The organism is Klebsiella sp. MISC125, assembly GCF_051131775.1.
In the GTDB taxonomy this organism is placed as follows: Bacteria; Pseudomonadota; Gammaproteobacteria; order Enterobacterales; family Enterobacteriaceae; genus Klebsiella.
Map to the genome: position 1 here is coordinate 6,130,639 of NZ_CP180448.1, position 22,731 is coordinate 6,153,369.

23 protein-coding genes are annotated in these 22,731 nt (G+C 56.4%); 11 read left to right on the forward strand and 12 right to left on the reverse strand.

Annotation, left to right across the window (positions count from 1 at the left end; genetic code table 11):
• Positions 1-34: 34 nt before the first annotated feature.
• The 9 genes from rhaB (at position 35) to rhaM (ending at position 10,221) form a co-directional block, all read left to right on the forward strand.
• Complete coding sequence (gene rhaB / locus ACMYSL_RS28675; protein WP_434660910.1) at positions 35-1,501, forward strand: rhamnulokinase; 1,467 nt, start codon at positions 35-37, stop codon at positions 1,499-1,501.
• Positions 1,498-2,757, forward strand: coding sequence for an L-rhamnose isomerase (rhaA, locus tag ACMYSL_RS28680; RefSeq protein WP_434660912.1), 1,260 nt, complete (start codon positions 1,498-1,500; stop codon positions 2,755-2,757). The genes rhaB and rhaA overlap by 4 nt, the downstream gene beginning before the upstream one ends.
• Positions 2,758-3,055: 298 nt before the next feature.
• The gene (gene rhaD / locus ACMYSL_RS28685; RefSeq protein WP_181484227.1) at positions 3,056-3,886 is read left to right on the forward strand and encodes a rhamnulose-1-phosphate aldolase; all 831 of its coding nucleotides are present in this window, start codon (positions 3,056-3,058) and stop codon (positions 3,884-3,886) included.
• Positions 3,887-3,967: 81 nt separating this feature from the next.
• A complete protein-coding gene (gene rhaS, locus ACMYSL_RS28690; protein ID WP_110276125.1) occupies positions 3,968-4,954 on the forward strand; it encodes a rhamnose ABC transporter substrate-binding protein in 987 nt (328 codons plus the stop codon).
• Between the two features lie 107 nt (positions 4,955-5,061).
• On the forward strand, positions 5,062-6,573 hold the full coding sequence (locus ACMYSL_RS28695; protein ID WP_434660914.1) for a sugar ABC transporter ATP-binding protein: 1,512 nt from the start codon (positions 5,062-5,064) through the stop codon (positions 6,571-6,573).
• Entirely contained in the window at positions 6,573-7,577 is a 1,005-nt protein-coding gene (locus tag ACMYSL_RS28700) for an ABC transporter permease (protein ID WP_434660916.1), read from the forward strand. Before ACMYSL_RS28695 ends, ACMYSL_RS28700 begins: the two co-directional genes overlap by 1 nt.
• Positions 7,574-8,578, forward strand: coding sequence for an ABC transporter permease (locus ACMYSL_RS28705; protein WP_182235490.1), 1,005 nt, complete (start codon positions 7,574-7,576; stop codon positions 8,576-8,578). Before ACMYSL_RS28700 ends, ACMYSL_RS28705 begins: the two co-directional genes overlap by 4 nt.
• 183 nt (positions 8,579-8,761) lie before the next feature.
• Positions 8,762-9,910 carry a lactaldehyde reductase gene (gene fucO / locus ACMYSL_RS28710; protein WP_434660918.1) on the forward strand — a complete coding sequence of 383 codons (1,149 nt, stop codon included), beginning with the start codon at positions 8,762-8,764 and terminating at the stop codon, positions 9,908-9,910.
• On the forward strand, positions 9,907-10,221 hold the full coding sequence (gene rhaM, locus ACMYSL_RS28715; protein ID WP_434660920.1) for an L-rhamnose mutarotase: 315 nt from the start codon (positions 9,907-9,909) through the stop codon (positions 10,219-10,221). Before fucO ends, rhaM begins: the two co-directional genes overlap by 4 nt.
• Before the next feature lie 46 nt (positions 10,222-10,267).
• Here the strand turns inward: rhaM and ACMYSL_RS28720 are convergent, their stop codons facing one another.
• The 6 genes from ACMYSL_RS28720 to ACMYSL_RS28745 form a co-directional block, all read right to left on the reverse strand.
• Positions 10,268-11,647: a carbohydrate porin gene (locus ACMYSL_RS28720; protein WP_434660921.1), complete on the reverse strand. Its 1,380-nt coding sequence runs from the start codon at positions 11,645-11,647 to the stop codon at positions 10,268-10,270.
• Between the two features lie 106 nt (positions 11,648-11,753).
• Complete coding sequence (locus ACMYSL_RS28725; RefSeq protein WP_434660923.1) at positions 11,754-12,344, reverse strand: maltose acetyltransferase domain-containing protein; 591 nt, start codon at positions 12,342-12,344, stop codon at positions 11,754-11,756.
• A 60-nt stretch (positions 12,345-12,404) separates the two neighbouring features.
• Complete coding sequence (locus ACMYSL_RS28730; protein ID WP_182235485.1) at positions 12,405-13,670, reverse strand: MFS transporter; 1,266 nt, start codon at positions 13,668-13,670, stop codon at positions 12,405-12,407.
• A gap of 41 nt (positions 13,671-13,711) precedes the next feature.
• Positions 13,712-15,835, reverse strand: coding sequence for an alpha-galactosidase (locus tag ACMYSL_RS28735; protein WP_434660925.1), 2,124 nt, complete (start codon positions 15,833-15,835; stop codon positions 13,712-13,714).
• 114 nt (positions 15,836-15,949) lie between these two features.
• Positions 15,950-16,945: a substrate-binding domain-containing protein gene (locus ACMYSL_RS28740; protein ID WP_434660927.1), complete on the reverse strand. Its 996-nt coding sequence runs from the start codon at positions 16,943-16,945 to the stop codon at positions 15,950-15,952.
• A 74-nt stretch (positions 16,946-17,019) separates the two neighbouring features.
• Positions 17,020-17,568: a helix-turn-helix domain-containing protein gene (locus tag ACMYSL_RS28745; RefSeq protein ID WP_434660929.1), complete on the reverse strand. Its 549-nt coding sequence runs from the start codon at positions 17,566-17,568 to the stop codon at positions 17,020-17,022.
• 100 nt (positions 17,569-17,668) lie between these two features.
• Here ACMYSL_RS28745 and ACMYSL_RS28750 point away from each other — a divergent pair, with 100 nt between their 5' ends.
• A complete protein-coding gene (locus ACMYSL_RS28750; RefSeq protein WP_304254667.1) occupies positions 17,669-18,328 on the forward strand; it encodes an AzlC family ABC transporter permease in 660 nt (219 codons plus the stop codon).
• The gene (locus ACMYSL_RS28755) at positions 18,328-18,651 is read left to right on the forward strand and encodes an AzlD domain-containing protein (protein WP_304254665.1); all 324 of its coding nucleotides are present in this window, start codon (positions 18,328-18,330) and stop codon (positions 18,649-18,651) included. Before ACMYSL_RS28750 ends, ACMYSL_RS28755 begins: the two co-directional genes overlap by 1 nt.
• Before the next feature lie 101 nt (positions 18,652-18,752).
• On the opposite strand, the gene ACMYSL_RS28760 is transcribed toward ACMYSL_RS28755, so the two are convergent.
• From ACMYSL_RS28760 to ACMYSL_RS28785, 6 genes are all read right to left on the reverse strand, one after another.
• Positions 18,753-19,307, reverse strand: a complete 555-nt coding sequence (locus ACMYSL_RS28760) for an AAA family ATPase (RefSeq protein ID WP_304254663.1) — start codon at positions 19,305-19,307, stop codon at positions 18,753-18,755.
• A complete protein-coding gene (locus ACMYSL_RS28765; protein ID WP_304254662.1) occupies positions 19,304-19,741 on the reverse strand; it encodes a PTS sugar transporter subunit IIA in 438 nt (145 codons plus the stop codon). Before ACMYSL_RS28765 ends, ACMYSL_RS28760 begins: the two co-directional genes overlap by 4 nt.
• A 155-nt stretch (positions 19,742-19,896) precedes the next feature.
• Positions 19,897-20,166, reverse strand: coding sequence for a hypothetical protein (locus ACMYSL_RS28770; protein ID WP_304254660.1), 270 nt, complete (start codon positions 20,164-20,166; stop codon positions 19,897-19,899).
• Positions 20,167-20,224: 58 nt separating this feature from the next.
• Positions 20,225-21,067, reverse strand: a complete 843-nt coding sequence (locus ACMYSL_RS28775) for a class II fructose-bisphosphate aldolase (protein WP_434660933.1) — start codon at positions 21,065-21,067, stop codon at positions 20,225-20,227.
• Complete coding sequence (locus tag ACMYSL_RS28780) at positions 21,054-22,421, reverse strand: PTS sugar transporter subunit IIC (protein ID WP_434660934.1); 1,368 nt, start codon at positions 22,419-22,421, stop codon at positions 21,054-21,056. The genes ACMYSL_RS28775 and ACMYSL_RS28780 overlap by 14 nt, the downstream gene beginning before the upstream one ends.
• A complete protein-coding gene (locus ACMYSL_RS28785; protein WP_110276106.1) occupies positions 22,414-22,728 on the reverse strand; it encodes a PTS sugar transporter subunit IIB in 315 nt (104 codons plus the stop codon). The genes ACMYSL_RS28780 and ACMYSL_RS28785 overlap by 8 nt, the downstream gene beginning before the upstream one ends.
• Positions 22,729-22,731: the final 3 nt, after the last annotated feature.

The window sequence follows — 22,731 nt, forward strand, 5'->3', positions numbered from 1 at the left end:
GACTGCTTGCAATGATTTTCACAAGGATCTTCCCATGAGTTTTCGTCATTGTGTCGCGGTTGATTTAGGCGCCTCCAGCGGGCGGGTGATGCTCGCCAGTTATGAACCCGGGCAGCAAACGCTGGCGCTGCGCGAAATTCACCGCTTTACCAATAGCCTACAGAAGGTAGATGGCTTCGACTGCTGGGATATCGATAGCCTGGAAGCTGAAATTCGCTGCGGCCTGGTGAAAGTATGCGAACAGGGCATCCTGATCGATAGCATCGGTATTGATACCTGGGGCGTGGATTATGTCCTGCTGGATAAACAGGGTCAGCGCGTTGGTCTGCCGGTCTCTTATCGCGACGCTCGCACCCAGGGCTTGATGCGCCATGCTGAAGAGCAAATGGGTCGGGCGGAAATCTATCGCCGCAGCGGCATTCAGTTTCTGCCGTTTAACACCCTTTATCAGCTGCGCGCGCTGGTTGAACAGCAGCCGGAACTGGTCAGCCAGGCCGCGCACGCGCTGCTGATCCCGGACTACCTTAGCTTTCGCCTGACCGGCCAAATGAACTGGGAATACACCAACGCCACCACCACACAGCTGGTCAATATTAATAGCGATAACTGGGATGAAGAGCTGCTGAACTGGACCGGCGCGCCGCGCGAGTGGTTCGGTACGCCAACGCATCCGGGCAACGTTATCGGCCACTGGATTTGCCCGCAGGGAAATCATATTCCGGTCGTTGCCGTCGCCAGCCACGATACCGCCAGCGCGGTTATCGCCTCGCCGCTGGCCAGCAAAAATGCCGCCTACCTCTCTTCCGGCACCTGGTCGCTAATGGGCTTTGAAAGCAAAACCCCCTGCACCAGCGACGAAGCGTTGAAGGCCAATATCACCAACGAAGGCGGGGCTGAAGGCCGCTATCGGGTACTGAAAAATATCATGGGCCTGTGGCTGCTCCAGCGGGTGCTGAAAGAGCAAAACGTCGGAGATCTGTCGGCGCTGATCGCCCGCACGGCAGCGCTTCCAGCCTGCCGTTTCGTTATTGATTGCAACGACGACCGCTTTATCAACCCGGACAACATGAGCGCTGAAATTCAGGCCGCCTGCCGCGAATCCGGGCAGCCGGTTCCTGCCAGCGACGCCGAACTGGCGCGCTGCATTTTCGACAGCTTAGCGCTGCTCTACGCCCGGGTGCTCAACGAACTGGCGGCACTTCGCGACCAGCCATTCAGTCAGCTGCATATCGTCGGCGGCGGCTGCCAGAACGAACTGCTTAACCAGCTGTGCGCCGACGCCTGCGGCATCACCGTGGTCGCGGGCCCCATTGAGGCCTCTACGCTGGGCAATATCGGCATCCAGTTAATGACCCTCGACGAGCTGCATAACGTCGATGAATTCCGTCAGGTGGTGCGGCAAAACTGCGCCCTCACCACCTTTACCCCTAATCCTGAAAGTGAAATTGCCCGCTTCGTCGCGCAGTTTCAGCCACAACAGACCAAGGAGCTTTGCGCATGACCACTCAACTTGAACAAGCCTGGGAAATTGCCAAACAGCGCTACGCCAGCATCGGCGTGGACGTCGAGGAGGCCTTGCGCCAGCTGGACCGCCTGCCTGTTTCCATGCACTGCTGGCAGGGCGATGACGTCGTCGGTTTTGAAAACCCGGAAGGGAGCCTGACCGGCGGTATTCAGGCCACCGGTAACTATCCGGGCAAAGCGCGTAACGCCACCGAGCTGCGCGCTGACCTTGAGCAGGCGCTGAGCCTGATCCCTGGGCCAAAACGCCTGAACCTGCACGCGCTCTATCTGGAATCCGAAACGCCGGTACCGCGTAATGAAATCAAGCCGGAACACTTTAAAAACTGGGTTGAGTGGGCGAAAGCCAACAAGCTGGGGCTGGATTTTAACCCCTCCTGCTTCTCGCATCCGCTAAGCGCCGACGGCTTTACGCTATCGCACGCTAACGATGAGATCCGCCAGTTCTGGATCGACCACTGCAAGGCCAGCCGCCGCGTTTCCGCCTGGTTTGGCGAGCAGCTGGGCACGCCGTCGGTGATGAATATCTGGATCCCTGACGGCATGAAAGATATCACCGTTGACCGTTTCGCTCCGCGCCAGCGTCTGCTGAATGCGCTTGATGAAGTGATCAGCGAAAAATTCAACCCGGCGCATCACATCGACGCCGTGGAGAGCAAGCTGTTCGGGATCAGCGCAGAGAGCTACACCGTCGGCTCCAATGAGTTCTATATGGGTTACGCCACCAGCCGCCAGACCGCCCTGTGTCTGGATGCCGGCCACTTCCACCCGACGGAAGTGATCTCCGACAAAATCTCCGCCGCGATGCTCTATATCCCACGCTTGCTGCTGCACGTAAGCCGCCCGGTACGCTGGGACAGCGACCACGTGGTGCTGCTGGATGACGAAACTCAGGCCATTGCCAGCGAAATTATCCGTCACGACCTGTTCGACCGCGTGCATATCGGCCTCGATTTCTTCGATGCCTCGATCAACCGCATCGCGGCATGGGTCATTGGTACCCGCAATATGAAGAAAGCGCTGCTGCGCGCCCTGCTGGAGCCGACCGAACAATTGCGTCAGCTGGAAATTGACGGCGATTACACCGCCCGCCTGGCGCTGTTGGAAGAACAGAAGTGTCTGCCGTGGCAGGCCATCTGGGAGATGTATTGCCAGCGTAACGATACTCCGGCGGGGAGCCAGTGGCTGGATAGCGTGCGGGCTTATGAGAATGCAGTTCTGAGCCAGCGCGGGTAAACCCTCACCCCCGCCCTCTCCCTGGAAGGGAGAGGGAGAAAATCTGGCCCTCTGCGCGATGTTGCCAGAGCGTACCGGACAGTTCCCTCGCCCCTTTGGGGAGGGGGAGAAAATCAGGCCTTCTGCGCGATGTTGCCAGAGCGTACCGGACAGTTCCCTCGCCCCTTTGGGGAGGGGGAGAAAACCAGGCCTTCTGCGCGATGCTGCCAGAGCGCACCGAACAGTTCCCTCGCCCCTTTGGGGAGAGGGTTAGGGTGAGGGGACAACCCCGCACCGAATTAACAGGAAACACAAGACTATGCAGACCATTATCGACTCCTGGTTCGTCCAGGGCATGATTAAAGCCACTTCCGACGCCTGGCTGAAAGGCTGGGACGAGCGCAACGGCGGCAACCTGACGCTGCGCCTCGATGAGGCGGATATCGAACCTTATGCAGCGGATTTCCACGCGAAACCGCGCTATATCGCCCTGAGCCAGCCGATGCCGACGCTGGCCAACCAGCCGTTTATCGTGACCGGTTCCGGCAAATTCTTCCGCAATGTCCAGCTCGACCCGGCCGCTAACCTCGGCGTAGTAAAAGTCGACAGCGACGGCGCGGGATACCATATTCTGTGGGGCCTGACTCACGACGCGGTACCGACTTCCGAACTGCCAGCGCACTTCCTGTCGCACAGCGAGCGCATCAAGCTGACCAACGGCAAAGACCGTGTGATCATGCACTGCCACGCCACCAACCTGATCGCCCTGACCTACGTGCTGGAGAACAATAGCGAGTTGTTCACCCGCAAACTGTGGGAAGGCAGCACCGAATGCCTGGTGGTATTCCCGGACGGCGTCGGCATTTTGCCGTGGATGGTGCCGGGTACCGACGAAATCGGCCAGGCTACCGCTGAGGCCATGCAGAAACACTCGCTGGTGCTGTGGCCGTTCCACGGCGTCTTCGGCAGCGGCCCAAATCTGGACGAAACTTTCGGCCTGATCGATACCGCCGAGAAATCCGCTGAGGTACTGGTGAAAGTCTATTCAATGGGTGGCATGAAACAAACCATCACCCGTGAAGAGCTGGTCGCCCTTGGCAAACGCTTCAATGTTCAACCCATGCAGTCCGCGTTAGACCTTTATCAATAACAACATCGCGCCCCGCTCACTGAGACGGGGCGAAAAATCACCTGCAAACCCTACAAAACTGACTCATGTGGAGTAAAAGCAATGAAAATAAAGACAAGCTTGATCCTCACCGTTGCCGCCATGGCGTTGTCCGGTTCCGCTTTAGCTGAAGTTAAAATTGCCCTCGTGGCAAAATCATTGGGAAATGGATTCTTCGAAGCAGCGAACGTTGGCGCGCAGGAGGCGGCCAAAGAGTTAGGCGATGTAAAAGTTATCTATACCGGCCCGACCACCACCACAGCCGAAGCGCAGATCGAAGTGCTGAATGGATTGATCGCCCAGGGGGTGGATGCGATCGCGATTTCCGCTAACGATCCCGACGCCGTGGTGCCGGTGCTGAAAAAAGCAATGCAGCGCGGCATTAAGGTGGTCTCCTGGGACTCCGGCGTCGCGCCTGCGGGCCGCCAGATCCATCTGAATCCGTCCAACAACGCGCTGATTGGCGAAACCAACGTCAAGCTCGCCGCCGATGCGCTGAAAGCGCTCAATGTGGAAAAAGGCGATGTGGCGATTTTAAGCGCCACGCCAACTTCCACTAACCAGAACATCTGGATTGAGGAGATGAAAAAGGTGCTGCCGCAGTACCCGTCCGTCAATCTGGTCACCGTCGCCTACGGTGACGATCTGTCCGATAAAAGCTACCGCGAAGCGGTGGGTCTGCTGAAATCATACCCTGACCTGAAAGTGATTGTTTCCCCGTCATCGGTGGGCATTGTTGCCGCCGCGCAGGCGGTGAAGGATCAGGGCAAAATCGGCAAGGTGTACGTGACCGGGCTGGGGCTGCCGTCGGAAATGGCCGGGGCGATTAAGTCCGGCGCCAGCAAAAGCTTTGCCATCTGGAACCCGATTGACCTCGGTTACGCCGCCACTTACCTGGCGGATGATTTAGTCAAAGGCACGGCGACCAAAACCGAAGCCAATATGGGCAAGCTGGGCAAAGTGAAGCTGGATGCCGACGGTAACGGCGCGATGGCCGAGCCGTTCGTCTACGATGCCAGCAACATCGATAAGTTCTCGAAGATTTTCTAATCCCTGTTCCCTCACCCCGGCCCTCTCCCAAAGGGAGAGGGCGCAAACCATTCCCTCGCCCCTTTGGGAGAGGGTTAGGGTGAGGAGCGATTTTACGGAGAACTATCATGTCAGCATCCACCCCACTGCTGTCGCTGAAGGGCATCACCAAGATTTTTCCCGGTGTACATGCCCTTGAGAACGTGCAGCTCGATCTCTGGCCCGGCAAAGTGACTGCCTTAATCGGCGAAAACGGCGCAGGAAAATCCACGCTGGTCAAAGTGATGACCGGTATTTATCAGCCCGAAGAGGGCGAAATTCTCTATAAAGCGATCCCAATCCAGCTGCCGAACCCGGAGTCGGCGCACAAGGTGGGGATCACCGCCATCCATCAGGAAACCGTGCTATTTGATGAGCTGTCGGTCACTGAAAATATTTTCGTCGGTCAGTATCTGCATACCGGCCTGCTGAAAAAACTCGACTGGCCTGCGATGCACCGCAAAGCCAGCGAGATCCTCAACCGCCTTGAGGTGCAGATTGACCCGCGCGCGACGCTGAAAACCCTCAGCATCGCCCAGCGCCATATGGTGGCCATTGCCCGGGCGCTCTCCTTTGAGGCTCAGGTGGTGATCCTCGATGAACCGACAGCGGCACTCTCCCAGCATGAAATTCTGGAGTTTTATCAAATCGTTGAGCGCCTGAAACAGGACGGAAAAGCGATTCTGTTTATCTCGCATAAGTTCGATGAGATTTTCGAGCTGGCGGACTACTACACCATTCTGCGCGATGGCGTGTACGTCAGCTCCGGGGCGATTAACGACATCACCGAAGAACGGATGGTGGCGATGATGGTCGGTCGCGCCATTACGCAAACCTACCCGAAAGTCGACTGTACCCCAGGGGAAACGGTGCTGGAGGTGAAAGACCTCTGCCACCTTACCGAATTCGCCCATATCAACTTCAGCCTGCGCAAAGGGGAAATTCTCGGCTTTTACGGCCTGGTCGGTGCCGGACGTACCGAGCTGATGCAGGCACTTTCCGGTGTATCGCACCCCTCTTCCGGCGAGATCGTGCTGAAGGGCAAAACGATGCGTTTTCGCCAGCCTGCCGACGCCATCAACGCCGGTATCGTCTGCGTCCCGGAAGAGCGGCAGAAACAGGGGGCGATCATCGCCTTGCCAATCGCCCAGAACATCAGCCTGCCGCAGCTCAGCAAACTCAACACTAACGGCGTGCTGAACGACGCCCGCGAATGGCGGCTGGCGGATGAGTACGCCTCGCGCCTGCAAGTCAAAGCCTTTAGCTGGCGACAGCCGGTAGAGACCCTCTCCGGCGGCAATCAGCAAAAAGTGGTGATCGGCAAATGGCTGGCGACCCATCCGGAGGTGATTATCCTCGACGAGCCGACCAAAGGGATCGATATCGGCTCCAAAGCGGCGGTGCACCAGTTTATGTCCGAGCTGGTCAGCCAGGGGCTGGCAGTGATCATGGTCTCTTCGGAGCTGCCGGAAGTGATGGGTATGGCTGACCGGATTATCGTGATGCACGAAGGGCTGATGGTCGCCGAGTATCAGGCCGGTGAGGCCACGGCGGAAACCATAGTAAGCGCCGCCAGCGGCGTCAGTCAGGAGGCCGCGTAATGGGCAAACAACTGCTTAAACACCGCGAAGCGCTGCTGGCGGCGGTCATCATTTTGATGATCGGCGCGATAGGCAGTCGGGTGCCGTCGTTTATCGCCCCAGGCAATCTGGTGGAGATGTTTAACGACACCTCGATTCTCATCATCCTCGCCCTCGGTCAGATGATGGTGCTGCTCACCAAGGGCATCGATCTGTCGATGGCCGCCAACCTGGCGCTCACCGGGATGATCGTCGCCCTGCTCAACGCCCACTATCCGGAGATTCCCGTGGTGGCGCTGTTGGCGCTGGCAACCCTGCTTGGGCTGCTGATGGGGGTGATTAACGGCCTGCTGGTCTGGCGGCTCGGCATCCCGGCCATCGTGGTGACGCTCGGCACCATGAGCATTTACCGGGGGATTATTTTCCTGCTCTCCGACGGCGGTTGGGTTAACTCGCACCAGATGAGCGCCGATTTTCTCGGCCTGCCGCGCGCCTCGCTGTTGGGCCTGCCGCTGCTGAGCTGGTGCGCCATCGCCGCACTCTTGCTGGTCGGCTATTTCTTACGCTTCAGCCGCACCGGACGAGCGCTGTACACCGCAGGCGGCAACGCCACGGCGGCGTACTACACCGGGATTAACGCCGGGAAAATGCAGTTCATCAGCTTCTGTCTTTCCGGCGCGCTGGCCGGGTTCTGCGGCTACCTGTGGATCTCACGCTTTGCCGTCGCCTACGTCGATGTCGCCAACGGTTTCGAACTGCAGGTGGTCGCCGCCTGCGTAATCGGCGGTATCAGCACCATGGGCGGAACCGGTCGGGTGCTCGGCTGCCTGTGCGGTGCCTTGTTCCTCGGGGTTATCAATAACGCGCTGCCGGTGATCGGCATTTCGCCGTTCTGGCAAATGGCGATTTCCGGCGCGGTTATCGTGATTGCGGTGCTGCTTAACGAGCGCGGCAATAAAGGTCACGGGCGGTTAATCCTGCGCAACGCGGCGCTAGCCCGACAGAAACAGGCGGTGAAATCATGAGCAAAATGATGATGTCTGAAGAGATGAAAAGTCCGCCGGTCGCGCCGTCACCTCTGCGGCGCCTGCTGTGCTGGGAGGGATTTCTGCTGGCGGTCACTCTGGCGGTATTCGTGGTTAACGCCCTGGCGTCGCCCTATTTCCTTAATATCTGGAACCTGTCGGACGCCACGTTTAACTTCACCGAAAAAGCGATCATCGTGCTGCCAATGGCGATGCTGATTATCGCCCGCGAAATTGACCTTTCGGTGGCGTCAACGATGGCGCTGAGTTCAACGGTGATGGGCTTCTGCGCGGCGGCGGGCATGGACACGCCGCTGCTGGTGGTGGTCGGATTGGGCGTCGGGCTGCTGTGCGGTCTGTTCAACGGCATTCTGGTGACGCGCTTTAACCTGTCATCGATTGTGATCACCATCGGCACCATGAGCTTGTATCGCGGGATGACCTACATCCTGCTGGGCGACAAAGCGCTCAATCACTACCCGGACAGCTTCGCCTGGTTCGGTCAGGGTTACGTGTGGGGGGCGCTCTCTTTCGAGTTCGCGCTGTTTATCCTCCTCGCCGCCGCCTTTACCTTCCTGCTGCATAAAACCAACTTTGGCCGCCGAACCTACGCCATCGGTAATAACCCGACCGGGGCCTGGTTCTCCGGGATCAACGTTAAACGCCACAACCTGATGCTGTTCGCGCTGGTCGGGCTAATGGCCGGGCTGGCGGCGGTCCTGCTGACCTCAAGGCTCGGCAGCACCCGCCCGACGCTGGCGATGGGTTGGGAGCTGGCGGTGGTCACCATGGCGGTGCTCGGCGGCGTCAATATTCTCGGCGGCTCCGGCAGCATGGTGGGGGTGATTATCGCCGCCTTCCTGATGGGGCTGGTGACCTTCGGGCTGAGCCTGCTCAACGTGCCGGGCATCGTGATGTCGATCATCATCGGCGCGATGCTGATTGTGGTTATCTCGCTGCCGATTATTACGCGACGGATGATGCAGCGAAGACGAATTTAATTTCCCCCTCACCCTAACCCTCTCCCCACAGGGGAGAGGGGACGGTGCATTGCGCTTTGATAGCCTGAACGCAACCCAAGGAATACCCCGGAGGCTACGGACCCGCCTTTCCCCCTCTCCCTTTGGGAGAGGGTCGGGGTGAGGGGAAACGGATTACCCAAATCGACATTAAGGAGAATTATCATGAGTTTTATGTTGGCACTTCCTAAAATCAGCCTTCACGGCGCGGGCGCAATCGGCGATATGATCAAGCTGGTGGCGGGCAAACAGTGGGGTAAAGCGCTGATCGTCACCGACGGTCATCTGGTCAAAATGGGCCTGCTCGATAGCCTGTTTGCCGCGCTGGACGCTCAGCAGATGTCATATCATCTGTTTGACGAGGTATTCCCCAACCCGACCGAAGCACTAGTGCAAAAAGGCTACGCGGCGTATCAGGAAGCAAACTGCGACTTTATTATCGCCTTTGGCGGCGGCAGCCCAATTGATACCGCCAAAGCGGTGAAAATCCTCACTGCCAATCCGGGACCGTCCACCGCCTACTCCGGCGTCGGCAAGGTGAAAAACGCCGGCGTGCCGCTGGTAGCAATCAACACCACCGCCGGAACGGCAGCGGAGATGACCAGCAACGCGGTGATCATCGACTCCGAACGTCAGGTTAAAGAAGTGATTATCGACCCGAATATCATCCCGGATATCGCCGTTGATGACGCCAGCGTGATGCTGGACATTCCGGCCGCCATCACCGCCGCCACCGGCATGGATGCGCTGACTCACGCCATTGAAGCCTTCGTTTCCGTGGGCGCGCACCCGCTGACCGACGCCAACGCCCTGGAAGCGATTCGCCTGATCAACCTGTGGTTGCCGAAAGCCGTGGACGACGGACACAACCTCGAAGCCCGTGAGCAGATGGCCTTTGGTCAATATCTCGCGGGCATGGCGTTTAACAGCGCCGGTCTCGGCCTGGTTCACGCGCTGGCTCACCAGCCGGGGGCGACCCATAACCTGCCGCACGGCGTGTGCAACGCCATCCTGCTGCCGATCATCGAAAACTTTAACCGCCCGAACGCCGTCGCGCGCTTTGCTCGCGTGGCGCAGGCAATGGGCGTCGAGACCCGCGGCATGAGCGATGAAGCTGCCAGCATGGAAGCGATCAATGCCATCCGCGCCCTGAGCAAGCGCGTCGGTATTCCGCAGGGCTTCAGCCAGCTTGGCGTCAGCAAAGGGGACATTGAAGGCTGGCTGGACAAGGCGCTGGCCGACCCGTGCGCGCCATGCAACCCGCGCACCGCCAGCCGTGACGAAGTTCGCGCGCTGTATCTGGAGGCATTATGATCCGCAAAGCTTTTGTTATGCAGGTAAATCCTGAAGCACATGAAGAGTATCAGCGCCGCCACACGCCGATCTGGCCGGAGCTGGAAGCGGTGCTGAAGGCCCACGGCGCGCACCACTACGCAATTTACCTCGATAAAAAGCGCAACCTGCTGTTCGCCACGGTGGAGATTGAATCGGAAGAACGTTGGAACGCCGTCGCCAGTACCGAAGTGTGCCAGCGCTGGTGGAAATATATGTGCGATGTGATGCCAGCGAACCCGGACAACAGCCCGGTGAGCGCAGAGCTGAAAGAAGTGTTTTATCTGGATTAAAGCCATGACTGCCCCGCTGCGTTTAGCGGGGCAATCTTTCAGGACGTTAGAAGAAATACTTAAAGCGCAACCGCGCGCCGTAGCGGTCGTCGTCGTCACCCTGACTCAGCTTATTGTCATTATCCAAGATAGAGTAATAAGCACCGAGATAAATATTAAAGTTCTGCATATTCATCACGTTAGGGATTTGATACGAGGCGTGGAAGGTATGAATATTGTAGGTGCCTTCGTCTTTAATCCAGCAGTCGTTATCGCAAATCACTCCGGCATAATCGCTGATTTTGTTATGCGCGTAGATATATCCCAGCTCAAAGCGTTGCCACAGCGCATTCACCCCGGCGGTAAAATCTTTTTCGTTACTGGCGTCCATATAAGCGGTGTTCAGGTTTACCACCACGCCGTTGTCCGGGTCGCTCTTCAGACCGTTCCATGTCATGGTCAAGCCGTAGCCGGTACGATCGGACTGATCGACAAAGTTGCCCTGCGCATCGTGATAACCGTAGGCATTCTGCACTACGTTGGCCTCCATTGCCGCCGCAACGGAGAATTCATCCTTCGCCCATGACACGACAGGGCGCAGGTACGCAACGTTCTTTTTCTGCTCCATATCGCGGCCGTGGTAGCCGCCGTCGTTGTACAGCGAAGTACCGTCCTCCAGCAGAGTGTTAAGCTCAAAATACCAATTATCTATCTGCTTACTCAGCAGGAAGTTGCCGCCTGCGTCAGAGCGACCGCGCCCCTCTTTCATCATATAGATGTAGCCATGGCCGTCGCTGTACAGGTCGTTGGCGGTATTCCCCGAGTGCTCAACGAAGGTGTCCTGATTTAACGGGAACATATCGTAAGCTTCAAAGCGCCCCACTTTGACCTTCCAGTCGTTCTCCTGACCAAAGAAGAAAACGGCATCATCAAGGTTCATCGATCCTGTCATATCCGCCAGCGGCTGAATGGAGAACCCGGCAAAATAGCCTTTGTCCATTTTGCGAATACCGTCAAAACCCAGCAGAATGCGGCCATTTAAATCCCAGTTGTCGTAGGTTGGGTCGCTGCCGACATCAGCGTTGGTCATCGCCAGCAGGCCATGTTTACTTTCCGCATCCATATTAAATTCAACATCGCCATAAATTTTCAGGTCGCCATAGCCGGATAATTTAAGCTCAGGGGCCGAAATATTCTTTTTACTCTCAGCGACAGGGGTCTGGCTTTTTACCGGTACCGTATTCTGTGCGACCTGCATAGAGGCATTCTGTTTATCCTGTAATTCTCGCATCTGGCTTTCCGCGATGGTCGCCCGGCTTTCGGCGGCGGCAAGCCGCGCTTCAAGCTGCTCCATTCGTTGTTCCAGCGTCAGTGAATTATTTTTCGCAACCGCCGAACCTGCTATCAGACATAAACCAATGGCTATCGATAATGCTTTTTTATTCATTTTTATTTTCCGGAGGTAAAAGAGGGCCAGGTGAGTAGAAAACTCACCTGTGTTTATTTCTATTTTTATATGATAAGGAAAGTTTAAATTTTTATTTTATATATTATCACTCCACAAATAGCTGATATTTATTTTTATCCTCATCGGTAATATCTCTTAATACCCGGCAAGGTATCCCGGCGGCGACCACGTTTGCCGGTATTGAGCGGTTAACCACGCTGCCGGCACCAATCACCGAGTTTTTACCGATAGTGACACCGGGGTTGATAATCACCCCCGTGCCCAGCCAGACGCCATCTTCAATAACCACCGGCTGCGAGAAGAACTGTTGCGTGTGGCGCAGCGTCGGATGGACCGGGTGTCCGGCGGTGGAAATCGTCACGTTTGGCGCAAACATCACGTCATTGCCAATAGTAATATCGGCGTCATCGACCAGCGTCATATTGAAATTAGCGTAGAAGTTATCGCCAATAGTCGTGTGAATACCGTAGGCAATATACACCGGCGGTTCGATCCAGCATTTTTTACCCACGCTGGCAAACATCCGTTGGATAATATCGTTTCTTAATTCCTGGTCAAAAGGGTGCGAGTGATTATATTCATAGGCCCGAGCTTTTCCCATTAACCGCTGTTCGGGTAATCCATGACCCGCATCAGAATAGAGTTCTCCGCTATTCATGATTTTTCTCATATCCATCGTTTAACTATTCCCCATTTATTTAACACATCCCTGTGAAGCCATTAATTCATCGTTTTATCAAACCGTCATGGCGTTATCGCTAATCTTTTCCGACTTGGCCTTACCCGATAAGGTAAAGGCGGAGATTAGCGTGACGGCCAGGGCAATTCCGCCGAGGATCATATAGGTGTCCTGGAAGCCGATGCGGTCATACATATTGCCAGCAAAAGCGGAGAGGAAAATCGCCGCCACCTGTTTGGAAAACTGGAAACCGACCAGGTAAATCGTCGCCGACAGACGGACATCAAATACGCCGGTAATATATTTAAACGCGCCCACCAGCAGGAACGGCACTTCCAGCGCATGGAGCATTTTCAGGGCCACCACTTCCGCAGCGGTCGTGGCGAACGAGGAACCAATCATCCTTGCCGCCATCACCATCCCGGCAATCAGCAGCGTGTTCTTCGCCCCGATGCGGTTAATAATCCACGGCGAGCTGAACATAATGATCGCGTTACAAATTTCCCCGGCGGTGGTCGCAAAACCGAAGGCACGGGTACCCGATTCCGGGGTAGCGAAGAAGGATTTAAAGAAGGTGGCAAACTGCTGATCGAAGACGTCATACACACAGGCCACGCCGATCACGTAGAGGATAAACATCCACATTTTGCGCTGACGGAACATGCTCACGGCGGTTTTTAAATCCACCGCCGGGCGATTCGCGCCCAAAGAATCCATCACCTGGGCGCTCTGGCTGGCCTGCGGTTTGGCGATAGCCACCAGCACGACCAACACCAGCGCGGCGGCCGATCCCATCCAGAACACCCACTCCGGGTTTACGCTGAACAGCATCCCGGCAGTGGTCGCGCACAGCGCCCAGCCGAGGCAGCCAAAGGTACGCGCCTTGCCGTACTCGAACCCGCTATTGCGGCTCACGCGTTCGATATAGGCTTCCATCGCCCCGGCACCGGCGGAGAAAACAAAGCCAATATAAGCCCCGCCGCTTAGCGCGCCGAGCCAGATATTGGTTTTCAACAGCGGCGCAAAAACGTAGAGGAAAAAGGGCGCGATCAGCACCAGCAGCACGGTCACTATCCACATCAGGTGCTTTTTCAGCCCGAGCTTATCGGAAATCACGCCCAGGATGGGCTGAAAACAGATAGCGAACAGCGACAAGCTTGAGAAAACAATACCGGTCTCGGTTTTATTCAGGCCAATGACATCCGATAGCCAGATCGGCAAAAACGGAAAGCAGGTGGCCATAATGAAAAAGTAGAGAAAGAAGAACAGCCCGAAAATCCAGAAATTGGGGTTGTTTTTATGGGTACAGACGGTCGGGTTCATTGTGTATTCCTCAAAAAGGGCCGACTCGCGGCCCGTCACCATCAAACGCGTTGCAGGCCAATCAAAATGGCGCTTTCCGGGTCAAGGATTGGCAGCGCCAGTCCCGCCTGTTGTAACCACTCGCCGCTTACGGTCTGCGGCGTCGTCATCCATTCCGGCAGCTTACGCATCGTATGGCCGCCCTCTCCGGTAATCTGAATGTCTGGATCATCGAGCAGCGTCACCTGATAGCGCGCGCCTGCGTCCAGTCCCGCCACGCGCAGCGGCGCCATCAGGGTGTAGTCCGGCATCGCCAGCTGGCTGACGAGGAAAATTGCCTGGCTCTTATCTTCACTGACCACGCCGTGCGCGAGCGTCGTGGCATCCGGCATATCTGCCCGCCACTGCACGCCGTGATGGATTAAGTCGCGCCACTGCTTGTGCAGCGCGGCGTATTTGCGATACCCCGCGCGTTCTTGTTCATCGGCGCTCACCGGGTCCAGCTCAAGACCCATATGACCGAACAGCGCCGTCAGGCCGCGAAAAGCGATACTGTGCTGGCGGAAGGTGGCGTGGCAATGGCGGTTGCCGATGTGCGCGCCCATCACTTCAGGCGGGAAGAAGTAGCTCATGCCGCGCTGGATGGTATTGCGCTCCAGGGCATCGTTATTGTCGGAAGCCCAGAAGCGATGGCTGCGCTTCAGCACTTCATAGTCAATACGTCCGCCGCCGGAGGAGCAGGACTCAAATTCGATATGCGGGAAACGAGCCACCAGCGTATCCAGCAGGCGGTAGAACTGGCGGGTCTGCGCATCGGCGGCGGCTTTGCCGTTATGCCCGGGCTGCACCAGCTCGCGGTTCATATCCCACTTCACATAGTCCACGGCGTGCTCGCCCAGCAGCCAGCTCATCCGCTCCAGCAGATAGTCAAAAGCTTCGGGGATATTCAGGTTCAGCACAAACTGATGACGCCCAGGGATCAGCGTATAGCCCGGCAGCGCCAGCACCCAATCCGGATGTGCGCGATACAAATCCGAATTCGGGTTAATCATTTCCGGCTCAACCCAAATACCAAACTCCATTCCCAGCGACTTCACGTGGTCGATAACCGGGGTCAGGCCGTTAGGGTATTTTTTCTCATCGAGATACCAGTCGCCGAGCGCCGCCCAGTCGTCGTTGCGCCCTTTAAACCAGCCGTCATCGATGATAAAGCGCTCGACGCCCAGCTCCGCCGCCTCATCCGCCATGCGCATGATGTACTGCGGGTCGTGGTCGAAATAGATCCCTTCCCAGGTATTGAGGTGTACCGGGCGTGGTTTGTTATCCGGGAAGCGAATAATCTGCTCGCGCAGGTAGCGGTGGAACTGCTGGCTCATGCCGTTCAGCCCTTGCGCGGAGTAGCTGGCGTAGAGGTTCGGGGTCCACAGTGTTTCGCCTTCCGCCAGCGCCATTTCGCCCGGCAGGTAGAGGGCTTCCGCCTGCAGATAGCGGCGACCATCGGTTTTGGCCTCCGCCCGCAGACGGTGGTTGCCGCTCCAGCCAAGATGCACGCCCCACACTTCGCCCTGCATCTCGCTAAAGGCTTTGCTACCGGTAATCAGCGCCGGAAAATGTTCATGAGAGGTGCGCCCACGGCGGTTTTCCAGCACGAAGCTGTCATGCTCCAGAATCAGACGATGGGGCTGGAATTCGCGGATCCAGCGGCCATGAAAGGCCATCACTTCGCGGGCACGCTCGGCGACTGGCAGCGTGACTGCCAGACGGTCCACCTGCCAGGGCTGCGCGCGCAGGTTGGTTAAACCATGACGAACGCTCAGTACGCCGCTGCTGTCGAGCTGGATTTCACTGCATAACCGCAGGCCTGCCTGCGAGTCTTCGCTGGTAATCGTTAAATTTTGCCCATCCTGCACCACATCGGTGGTGGTAAAAATCGGCGAAGCGTCCAGCCCCTGACGATGCCCTTCAATACCCGGCGCACCGAACAGGCCGTGGCCCAGCTCGGCCATTAAGGTCAGCGGTGAATCAACATCCACGCGGCTATTGGCGACCGGACGAGCCAGACTGACCGCATCCTGCGGCGAAAAGTGGCTTAAATGCGGCCCCCAGTAGATAATTTCGGCGAACGGATGGGTTTTTATCACCACATCGGCGGCTGCGCTTTGCAGGCGTAAAATCGAATCAGACATCAGACATCTCCACAACAAGGAATGCCTTACTGTTGATCCGAAACGTTTCGGACGCCAACCAAAACGTTTCGGATCCGTGATCGAGTTCAGGAAATTAATCTGAAAAGGAGTGAATCAGGCGGTTTCGCCGGGGATGAATTCAGGCTGCCAGAGCACCTGGAGAGAGGCGAGATCGTCACCCGCGATCAGGCGGCGAACCATGCTGGCTATCTGGCGACCCACGCCCTGGCGGGTGGATTGAATCACCGCGCCGACCGGGGTTTCAATGATGCTGTCCTGCGGCAAGCCATCGTAAACGACTAACGCGACACGATTATCGCCGGTCAGACGCCCCTGCTGGGCAAGAGCCATCGCCGCGCCGTCACCGTGGCTGTTGCAGTCGGTGACAATCGCCGTTGGCGGTTCAGGCGAACGCAACAACTCCATAGTTGCCTGAAACCCGCTACGCCGGGTTGGCGACACGCTGCGCAGCCAGTCCTCGGCTAATCCGGCTTCGCGTAGCGCTTGCAGATAGCCGTTGCGGCGTTGAGTAATAAACGCCTGATTATTATTTTCGCTCAGCAATGCGATGCGCCGGTGCCCCTGGCTAATCAGGTGGCGGGTAGCGCGATAGGTTCCGGCCTGGTTGTCGAAATCAAACCAGGCGTAAGGCTGCGGCAGGCGGCTGCGGCCCAGGGCCAGAAAAGGAAAACCCGATGAGAGCAACTGCGCCAGACGCGGATCGTCATCGAGGGTATGCGCGACAATCAACGCATCGACGCGACGACTCTGCACCATACGCATATACCCGTGCTTGTCGGCTTGTTCATCATCGGCAATCAGCAGTAAATCAATCTCATAGCGCGCCAGCTCGTGGCTGATTTCACCGACCATATCGAGAAAAACGTTGTTATTCAGCGGCGCAGGACGCACGGGGAAAACGAGGCCAACGGCGTCAATTTTGCCCATCTTCAGGCGACGGGCGAAGGTATTCGGGCGATACCCGCGACGCTGCGCTTCGGCTTCCACGCGGGCGCGCGTCTCCTGCGACACGTCGTCGTAGCCGTTTAACGCACGGCTGACGGTCGTGACCGAGATCCCAAGTTCTTTAGCAATGGCTTTCAACGACATAAGTATCCCTGTCCTCGCGGGAGAATGCGGTAGTGTCCCGCAATACGGCCATGGCGTCCAGCCTGCCGCCGTGACTAGTTCTGCTCGGCTACCAGCAGCGCCTGGGTGTCCGGCTCCAGCGCCTGGAAAACGTGCTCCCGGTCTGCGGGATAGCAAATGTAATCCCCTTCGCCCAGTTCTTCCGGCGCTTCCGTCAGGCCAACCCGCGCTCGCCCCTGGGTGACAATAATATGCTCCACTGAACCCGGAGGATGCGGCTGTGAGATACGGTCCGCTCCCGGCTGAGTCAACAAGAGATAGATATCGCGCCGTGCGCCCGGCGGGCATGCAGCCAGGAGGATCGCCTGATAGTTTGCCTGCTCGGCGATAACTTTCGTCCCCTCGCCACGACGGATCACCTGGGTCGTATTGACCTGCGGCTCCAGCAGACGAGCGAAGGGAATATCGAGAGCCACGCAAAGCGCCCACAGGGTCTCCAGGCTCGGGTTGCCGTTAGCAGACTCCAGCTGCGATAACGTCGATTTGGCAATTCCCGCCCGCCGCGCAACTTCGGCGAGGGAAAGCCCGGTGCGCGCACGTTCACGTACCAGACTTTTGGCAATCAGGCTGATTGGCTGGGTCATACACGGCTCCGTGTTTTTTATAACGAACGATTCGTTCGTCTTGAAATGCGATTCTGTTGCGTTCATTATAATGGAAATTCGTTCGATATGGCTAAAGAGTATGAAGCAACACTTCGCCAGCCTCAAAGGCGACACCATCAAAGCAATTGTTTTAGTCTGCCTGGCGGTCGGCATCGTCGGCATGTCCTACGGCTCGCTGGCTATCGCCTATGGCTTTCCCATTTGGGTGCCTTTTGTCCTCTCGGTTTGCGTGCTGGCGGGTGCCTCTGAGTTTATGTTTATTGGGATTGTCGCCAGCGGCGGCAACCCGTTGGCAGCAGCGGCGGCCGGTTTACTGGTTAATGCCCGCCATATCCCTTTCGGCGTCACGGTACGCGATCTGGTCGGCCAGCGCGCCGCCAGCCTCCTCGGTTGCCACATCATGAACGACGAAAGCGTGGTGTTTGGTCTGTCGCAGAAAACACCCGAACAGCGCCGGGCCGCCTACTGGCTATGCGGTCTGGGCGTAGCGCTGATTTGGCCGCTGGGAGCGCTCCTGGGCGCGGGCGTCGGCAAGCTGCTCCCGGCACCGGAGACCATCGGCCTCGATGCGGTCTTCCCGGCGATTCTGCTGGCGCTGGTGGTTCCGGCATTTAAAAACCTCACTACGCTTATCCGCGCCTGCAGCGGAGCGGCGCTATCGCTGGCCGCGGTACCCTTTGCGCCGGTTGGCCTGCCGGTCCTGCTGTCGCTGTTTGGCCTGCTGACGAGGAAAAAATAATGGGCAATATGACGCTATTTATTGCCGGTATTGCCGTGCTATCTCTGGGAACCTATTTAATGCGTTTAGGTGGGGCAAAGCTCGGCAGCCGTTTAGCCTTTTCCGAACGTTCTCAGGCGCTGCTTTCCGATGCGGCGACGGTGCTGCTCTTTTCCGTCGCGCTGGCGACCACCTTTTATGAAGGCGAACATTTTGCCGGCATGGCGCGGGTGCTGGGCGTGGGCTTCGCGGTGTTTCTCGCCTGGCGCAAGATGCCGCTGATTGTGGTGATTATCGCCGCCGCCGTGGTAACGGCGCTGTTACGGATGGCGGGGATACATTAAAAAGCGATTTTGCATTTAGACGATGCGCGTGCATTTCTGCCGGGTGGCGGCTAGCGCCTTACCCGGCCTACAAAACCCAATATATCAACAAATTATACGTCTTACTGTATTTGCGCTTCGATCCAACCGGTAACGGATGTAATCTCCAGCGGCTGCTGCTGATCTATCGTGAACACCGGCCCCAGGCGCATCGGTTGCGCTCGTTCGGCAAGCGCGTGAAGCTCCGGGAGATACTCTTCACCCGGATGTCCCGGTTTGCGATCCTGCAACCGCGTGGCGTAGCGCGATACCGCAAGTTCTGGCGAGATGTGATTCCAGACTTCAAGGACCTTTTCAACACCAGCCTGCAGGAGCAGTTGCTGCAATGTTTCACGCGGCTGAAAACCAAACCAGGCGTCTACCAGCCAGACGCAGCCCGCCGGAGACTGACCGACAATCGACCAGATAACCTCATAGGCGGCGCAGCCCAGCTGCCGGTTGAAGGGTCGATCAATATCAGTAAAGCGCGCCATAAAGGGCTCTTTAATACCGTCAATGGTCAGCAGCGGCAGATTAAATGTTGCCGAGAGCTGCCGGGTGACGGTGCTTTTACCCGATGCGGGAATGCCGTTAATTAAAATCACCGTTTTGCAGCCTGGAGTGAGATGTCTGTTCATAACAGCGCGACGACCTCCTCCCGGCTGCTGGCGGCCCGCAGCTTAGTCATCGTTTCGTTATTATCGAGCAACGCGATAATCGCGCGGATCCCCTCCTCGATATGAGCATTGCTGTCCTGGGCACCAAACATAATGACAATGTCAGCCTTCTCGCTGTCGGCAAACTGAATCGGTTTGTTCAGCACCACCAGACTAAAACAGTTACGCTTTACGCCGCATTCCGGTCTGGCGTGAGGGATTGCCACCCCTTCATCAAAAACGTAATACGCACCATGATGCAGAGTATTATCAATGACCGCCTGGCCGTAATCCGCCGAAATGTACCCTTTTGCTACCAGCGGACTGGCGGCCAGATGAATCACCTTCTGCCAGTCGGACTCCGTGACGCCGACCTGAATGGCATCGGCCTCAATAAGTAACTCTTTTATTGTCATTACGACTCCTTAAGAGCCTATATCAGTAGGCGTTATCGGTGCAGGCGGTTTGGACACGGACAGCGCGGAAAAACCGGAGCGTACACGTAGTACGTGAGGATTTTGAGCACTGCCCTGGTTCAAACTGGCAAACAAGATAGCCTAATGAACAGGTTCTAAATATTACGGCGAATAGTGTTACGCAACTCATCAATACGAATAAAAAGCGCATCTATTTCCTGCCGATGTGTTTTGCTTTTGGCATACACCGACAGCGCACGGTTATAAATCAGCATTAATGCTTTCTGTACTTCGCCATTTCCGGGGTTGCCCTGTAATTCGCCTTCCAGCCGGGTTATTTCCTCCGCCAGCTGGCTGGCCTGTTGGTCATAATCCTGCGGCGGGTTATTTTCTTTTTTCCACAGCGTTTTTAAAGATTCAAACATAGCGAGCTCCTCCCTGACGGACTACAGGGCAACGGAATACCATTAAATAACGAAGGTTTTATTTAAACAGGGCGATTTTTTCCATTAATACATGCGTGACTGCATTATTCGCTGGAATTAAAAACTTGCGCACGCTGTCATTCACTTTGCCTTTTTCAAAGGTGGTTTTGCATTGTTCGACCCACTGGACGTTCATTTCCGTGCCAACATTCACTTTATTGATGCCCTCAGTGACGGCCAGACGCATATCCTCATCGCTGACGCCGGTACCGCCATGGAGCACTAACGGCACGCCGGTAGCGGCGCTAATTTCTTGCAGCCGCTGATGCTGGATCTGCGCCTTGCCGGTATACAGGCCGTGTACCGTCCCCACGGAGACCGCCAGCATATCGACCTGCGTTTCATCCACAAAACGTTTCGCGTCTTCCACCGTGGTAAAGCAGATATCTTCCGCAGCAACGGCTTTACCATCTTCCGAGCCTCCGATAGCGCCAAGTTCGCCTTCAACGGTGATATTTCGCGGACGAGCCATCTCCACCACTATCCGCGTATTGCCGATGTTTTCTTCCAGCCCAAGGTGCGAGCCGTCATACATCACCGATGAAAAACCGGCGTCCATTGCCGTTTCAATCGCGCTAATATCGGAGCAGTGATCCAGATGCAGGCAGGTCGGCACATTTTCACTTTCCGCTAATGAACAAACGGCATCCACCAGTAAACGATAGCCAAGATATTCCGCCGTCCCGGTCGAGATTTGAATCATTAATGGGCTATTGCTTTTTTGCGCCGCTTTAAAAAAAGCGGGCAGCATTTCAATACAGTGCAAATTAAACGATCCAATCGCTTTAAATTTTCTTTCCTGCGCAATTTTCAGAATATCGTTGAAATTATACAGACTCATGAGCATTTTCCCCTTTCGGCTTCGCTGATTTACCGTTTACGAACCATGCCAGTGCGGCAACAAAAACAATGAATAAGGCGACAAACAACCAGTTATTCTGGAAAGCGTGGCCCAATACCAGACCGGAACTGATCACGTCAGAATCGCTGAAGGTGACGCCGGTAAAGCCGTAGCTTTCGAGCATCGGCACCAGAATCGCAGGCAGGAAGGTGATAAACAGGCCGTGAACCACGCCGCCAATCATCGCCCCACGGCGGCCGCCCAGCGCGTTACCAAACACGCCCGCCGTACCGCCAGCAAAGAAGTTGGTTAACAGACCGGGCAGAATCATCGCCAGGCCAAACATCGGGAACACCAGCATGCCGATGATGGAGCCGACGGTGGTCGCCAGGAAGCCGACGATCACGGCGTTAGGCGCATAGGGAAACAGAACCGGGCAATCCAGCGCGGGCTTGGCGTCCGGGACAATGCGCATCGCGATACCGCGAAATGCCGGAACCAGTTCATTAAGCAGTAAGCGAACACCGCTGTAGAGCACGAAGACGCCCGCCACAAACTGAATGGACTGCATAAAGGCGTACATCAGGTAATTAATACCGTTGGAGAACTGAGCAATATATTCCGGGCCCGCCGCGACCGCCGGGATGAGGTACATCGGCACCATCACCACCGCCATCGCGAGGTAGGTATCCTGGAGGAACTTAAAGTTATCCGGCAGTTCAAGGTCTTCCGTAGAGCGAGAACCTTTACCCACCACTTTCGCCACGGCGGCTTGCACCAGATAGCCAATGGTACAGAAGTGCCCCAGCGCCACGTCATCAGAACCGGTAATACGCCTGACTACCGGCTGCGCCAGCGCGGGCATCAGTACCGCCATAATGCCGCCAAAGATGCCGCCGGTCAGGATCAGCGGGAATCCGGTCAGTCCGGCTTTATAGCCAATCACCGCCCCAATGGTCGCCATCCACAGCAATGCCTGACCGGTCAGGAAGATATATTTCAGCGGCGTCAGGCGGGCGATAATAATATTGACGGCAAAGATCACCAGCAGCGTCAGCGCCACCTCAGAGCCTAATTCACGGTTGGCTAACCCGGCGATAGCAGCAACGTCGGTAATATAGCCTTTCATACCGAATCCCTGAGCGAAAATATCGTTCAGGAACGTGAGCGTGGCGACAATAATATTAATCCCGGCCATCATGATTAAAAAACCGAGCAGGGTTTTAAATGTCCCTTCCGCCGTTTTGCCCGGTGATTTTTTTTGCAGGATCAGGCCCAGCATCGCAATAAACGCGATTAATATCGATGCCTGACCGAGCAAATCTTTGACGATAAACTCTACAAAGCTATTCATAGTCCGCTACCTTCAGGTTACGTTCTTTTAAGAATGCGACGATCTTGGCCTCAACTTCGTCTTTATCCGTCAGTTTATGCAATACTACCACCCGTTTAATTTCCTCCTCACTGGCATCTGCCGTTAATATATCGGCAAAGGTTTTTTGCGTGAGTATCATATCGGATTTAAACGCGCCGGCTTCAGAAACGGTGGTATGTTCAATATGCGCCGGAATTTCCAGTTTCTTTAAAACTGCTTTCGCCGTCATTTCAATGGCAAAGCTTGAACCGAGGCCGCAGCCACATACGCAAAGAATTTTCAGCATGTA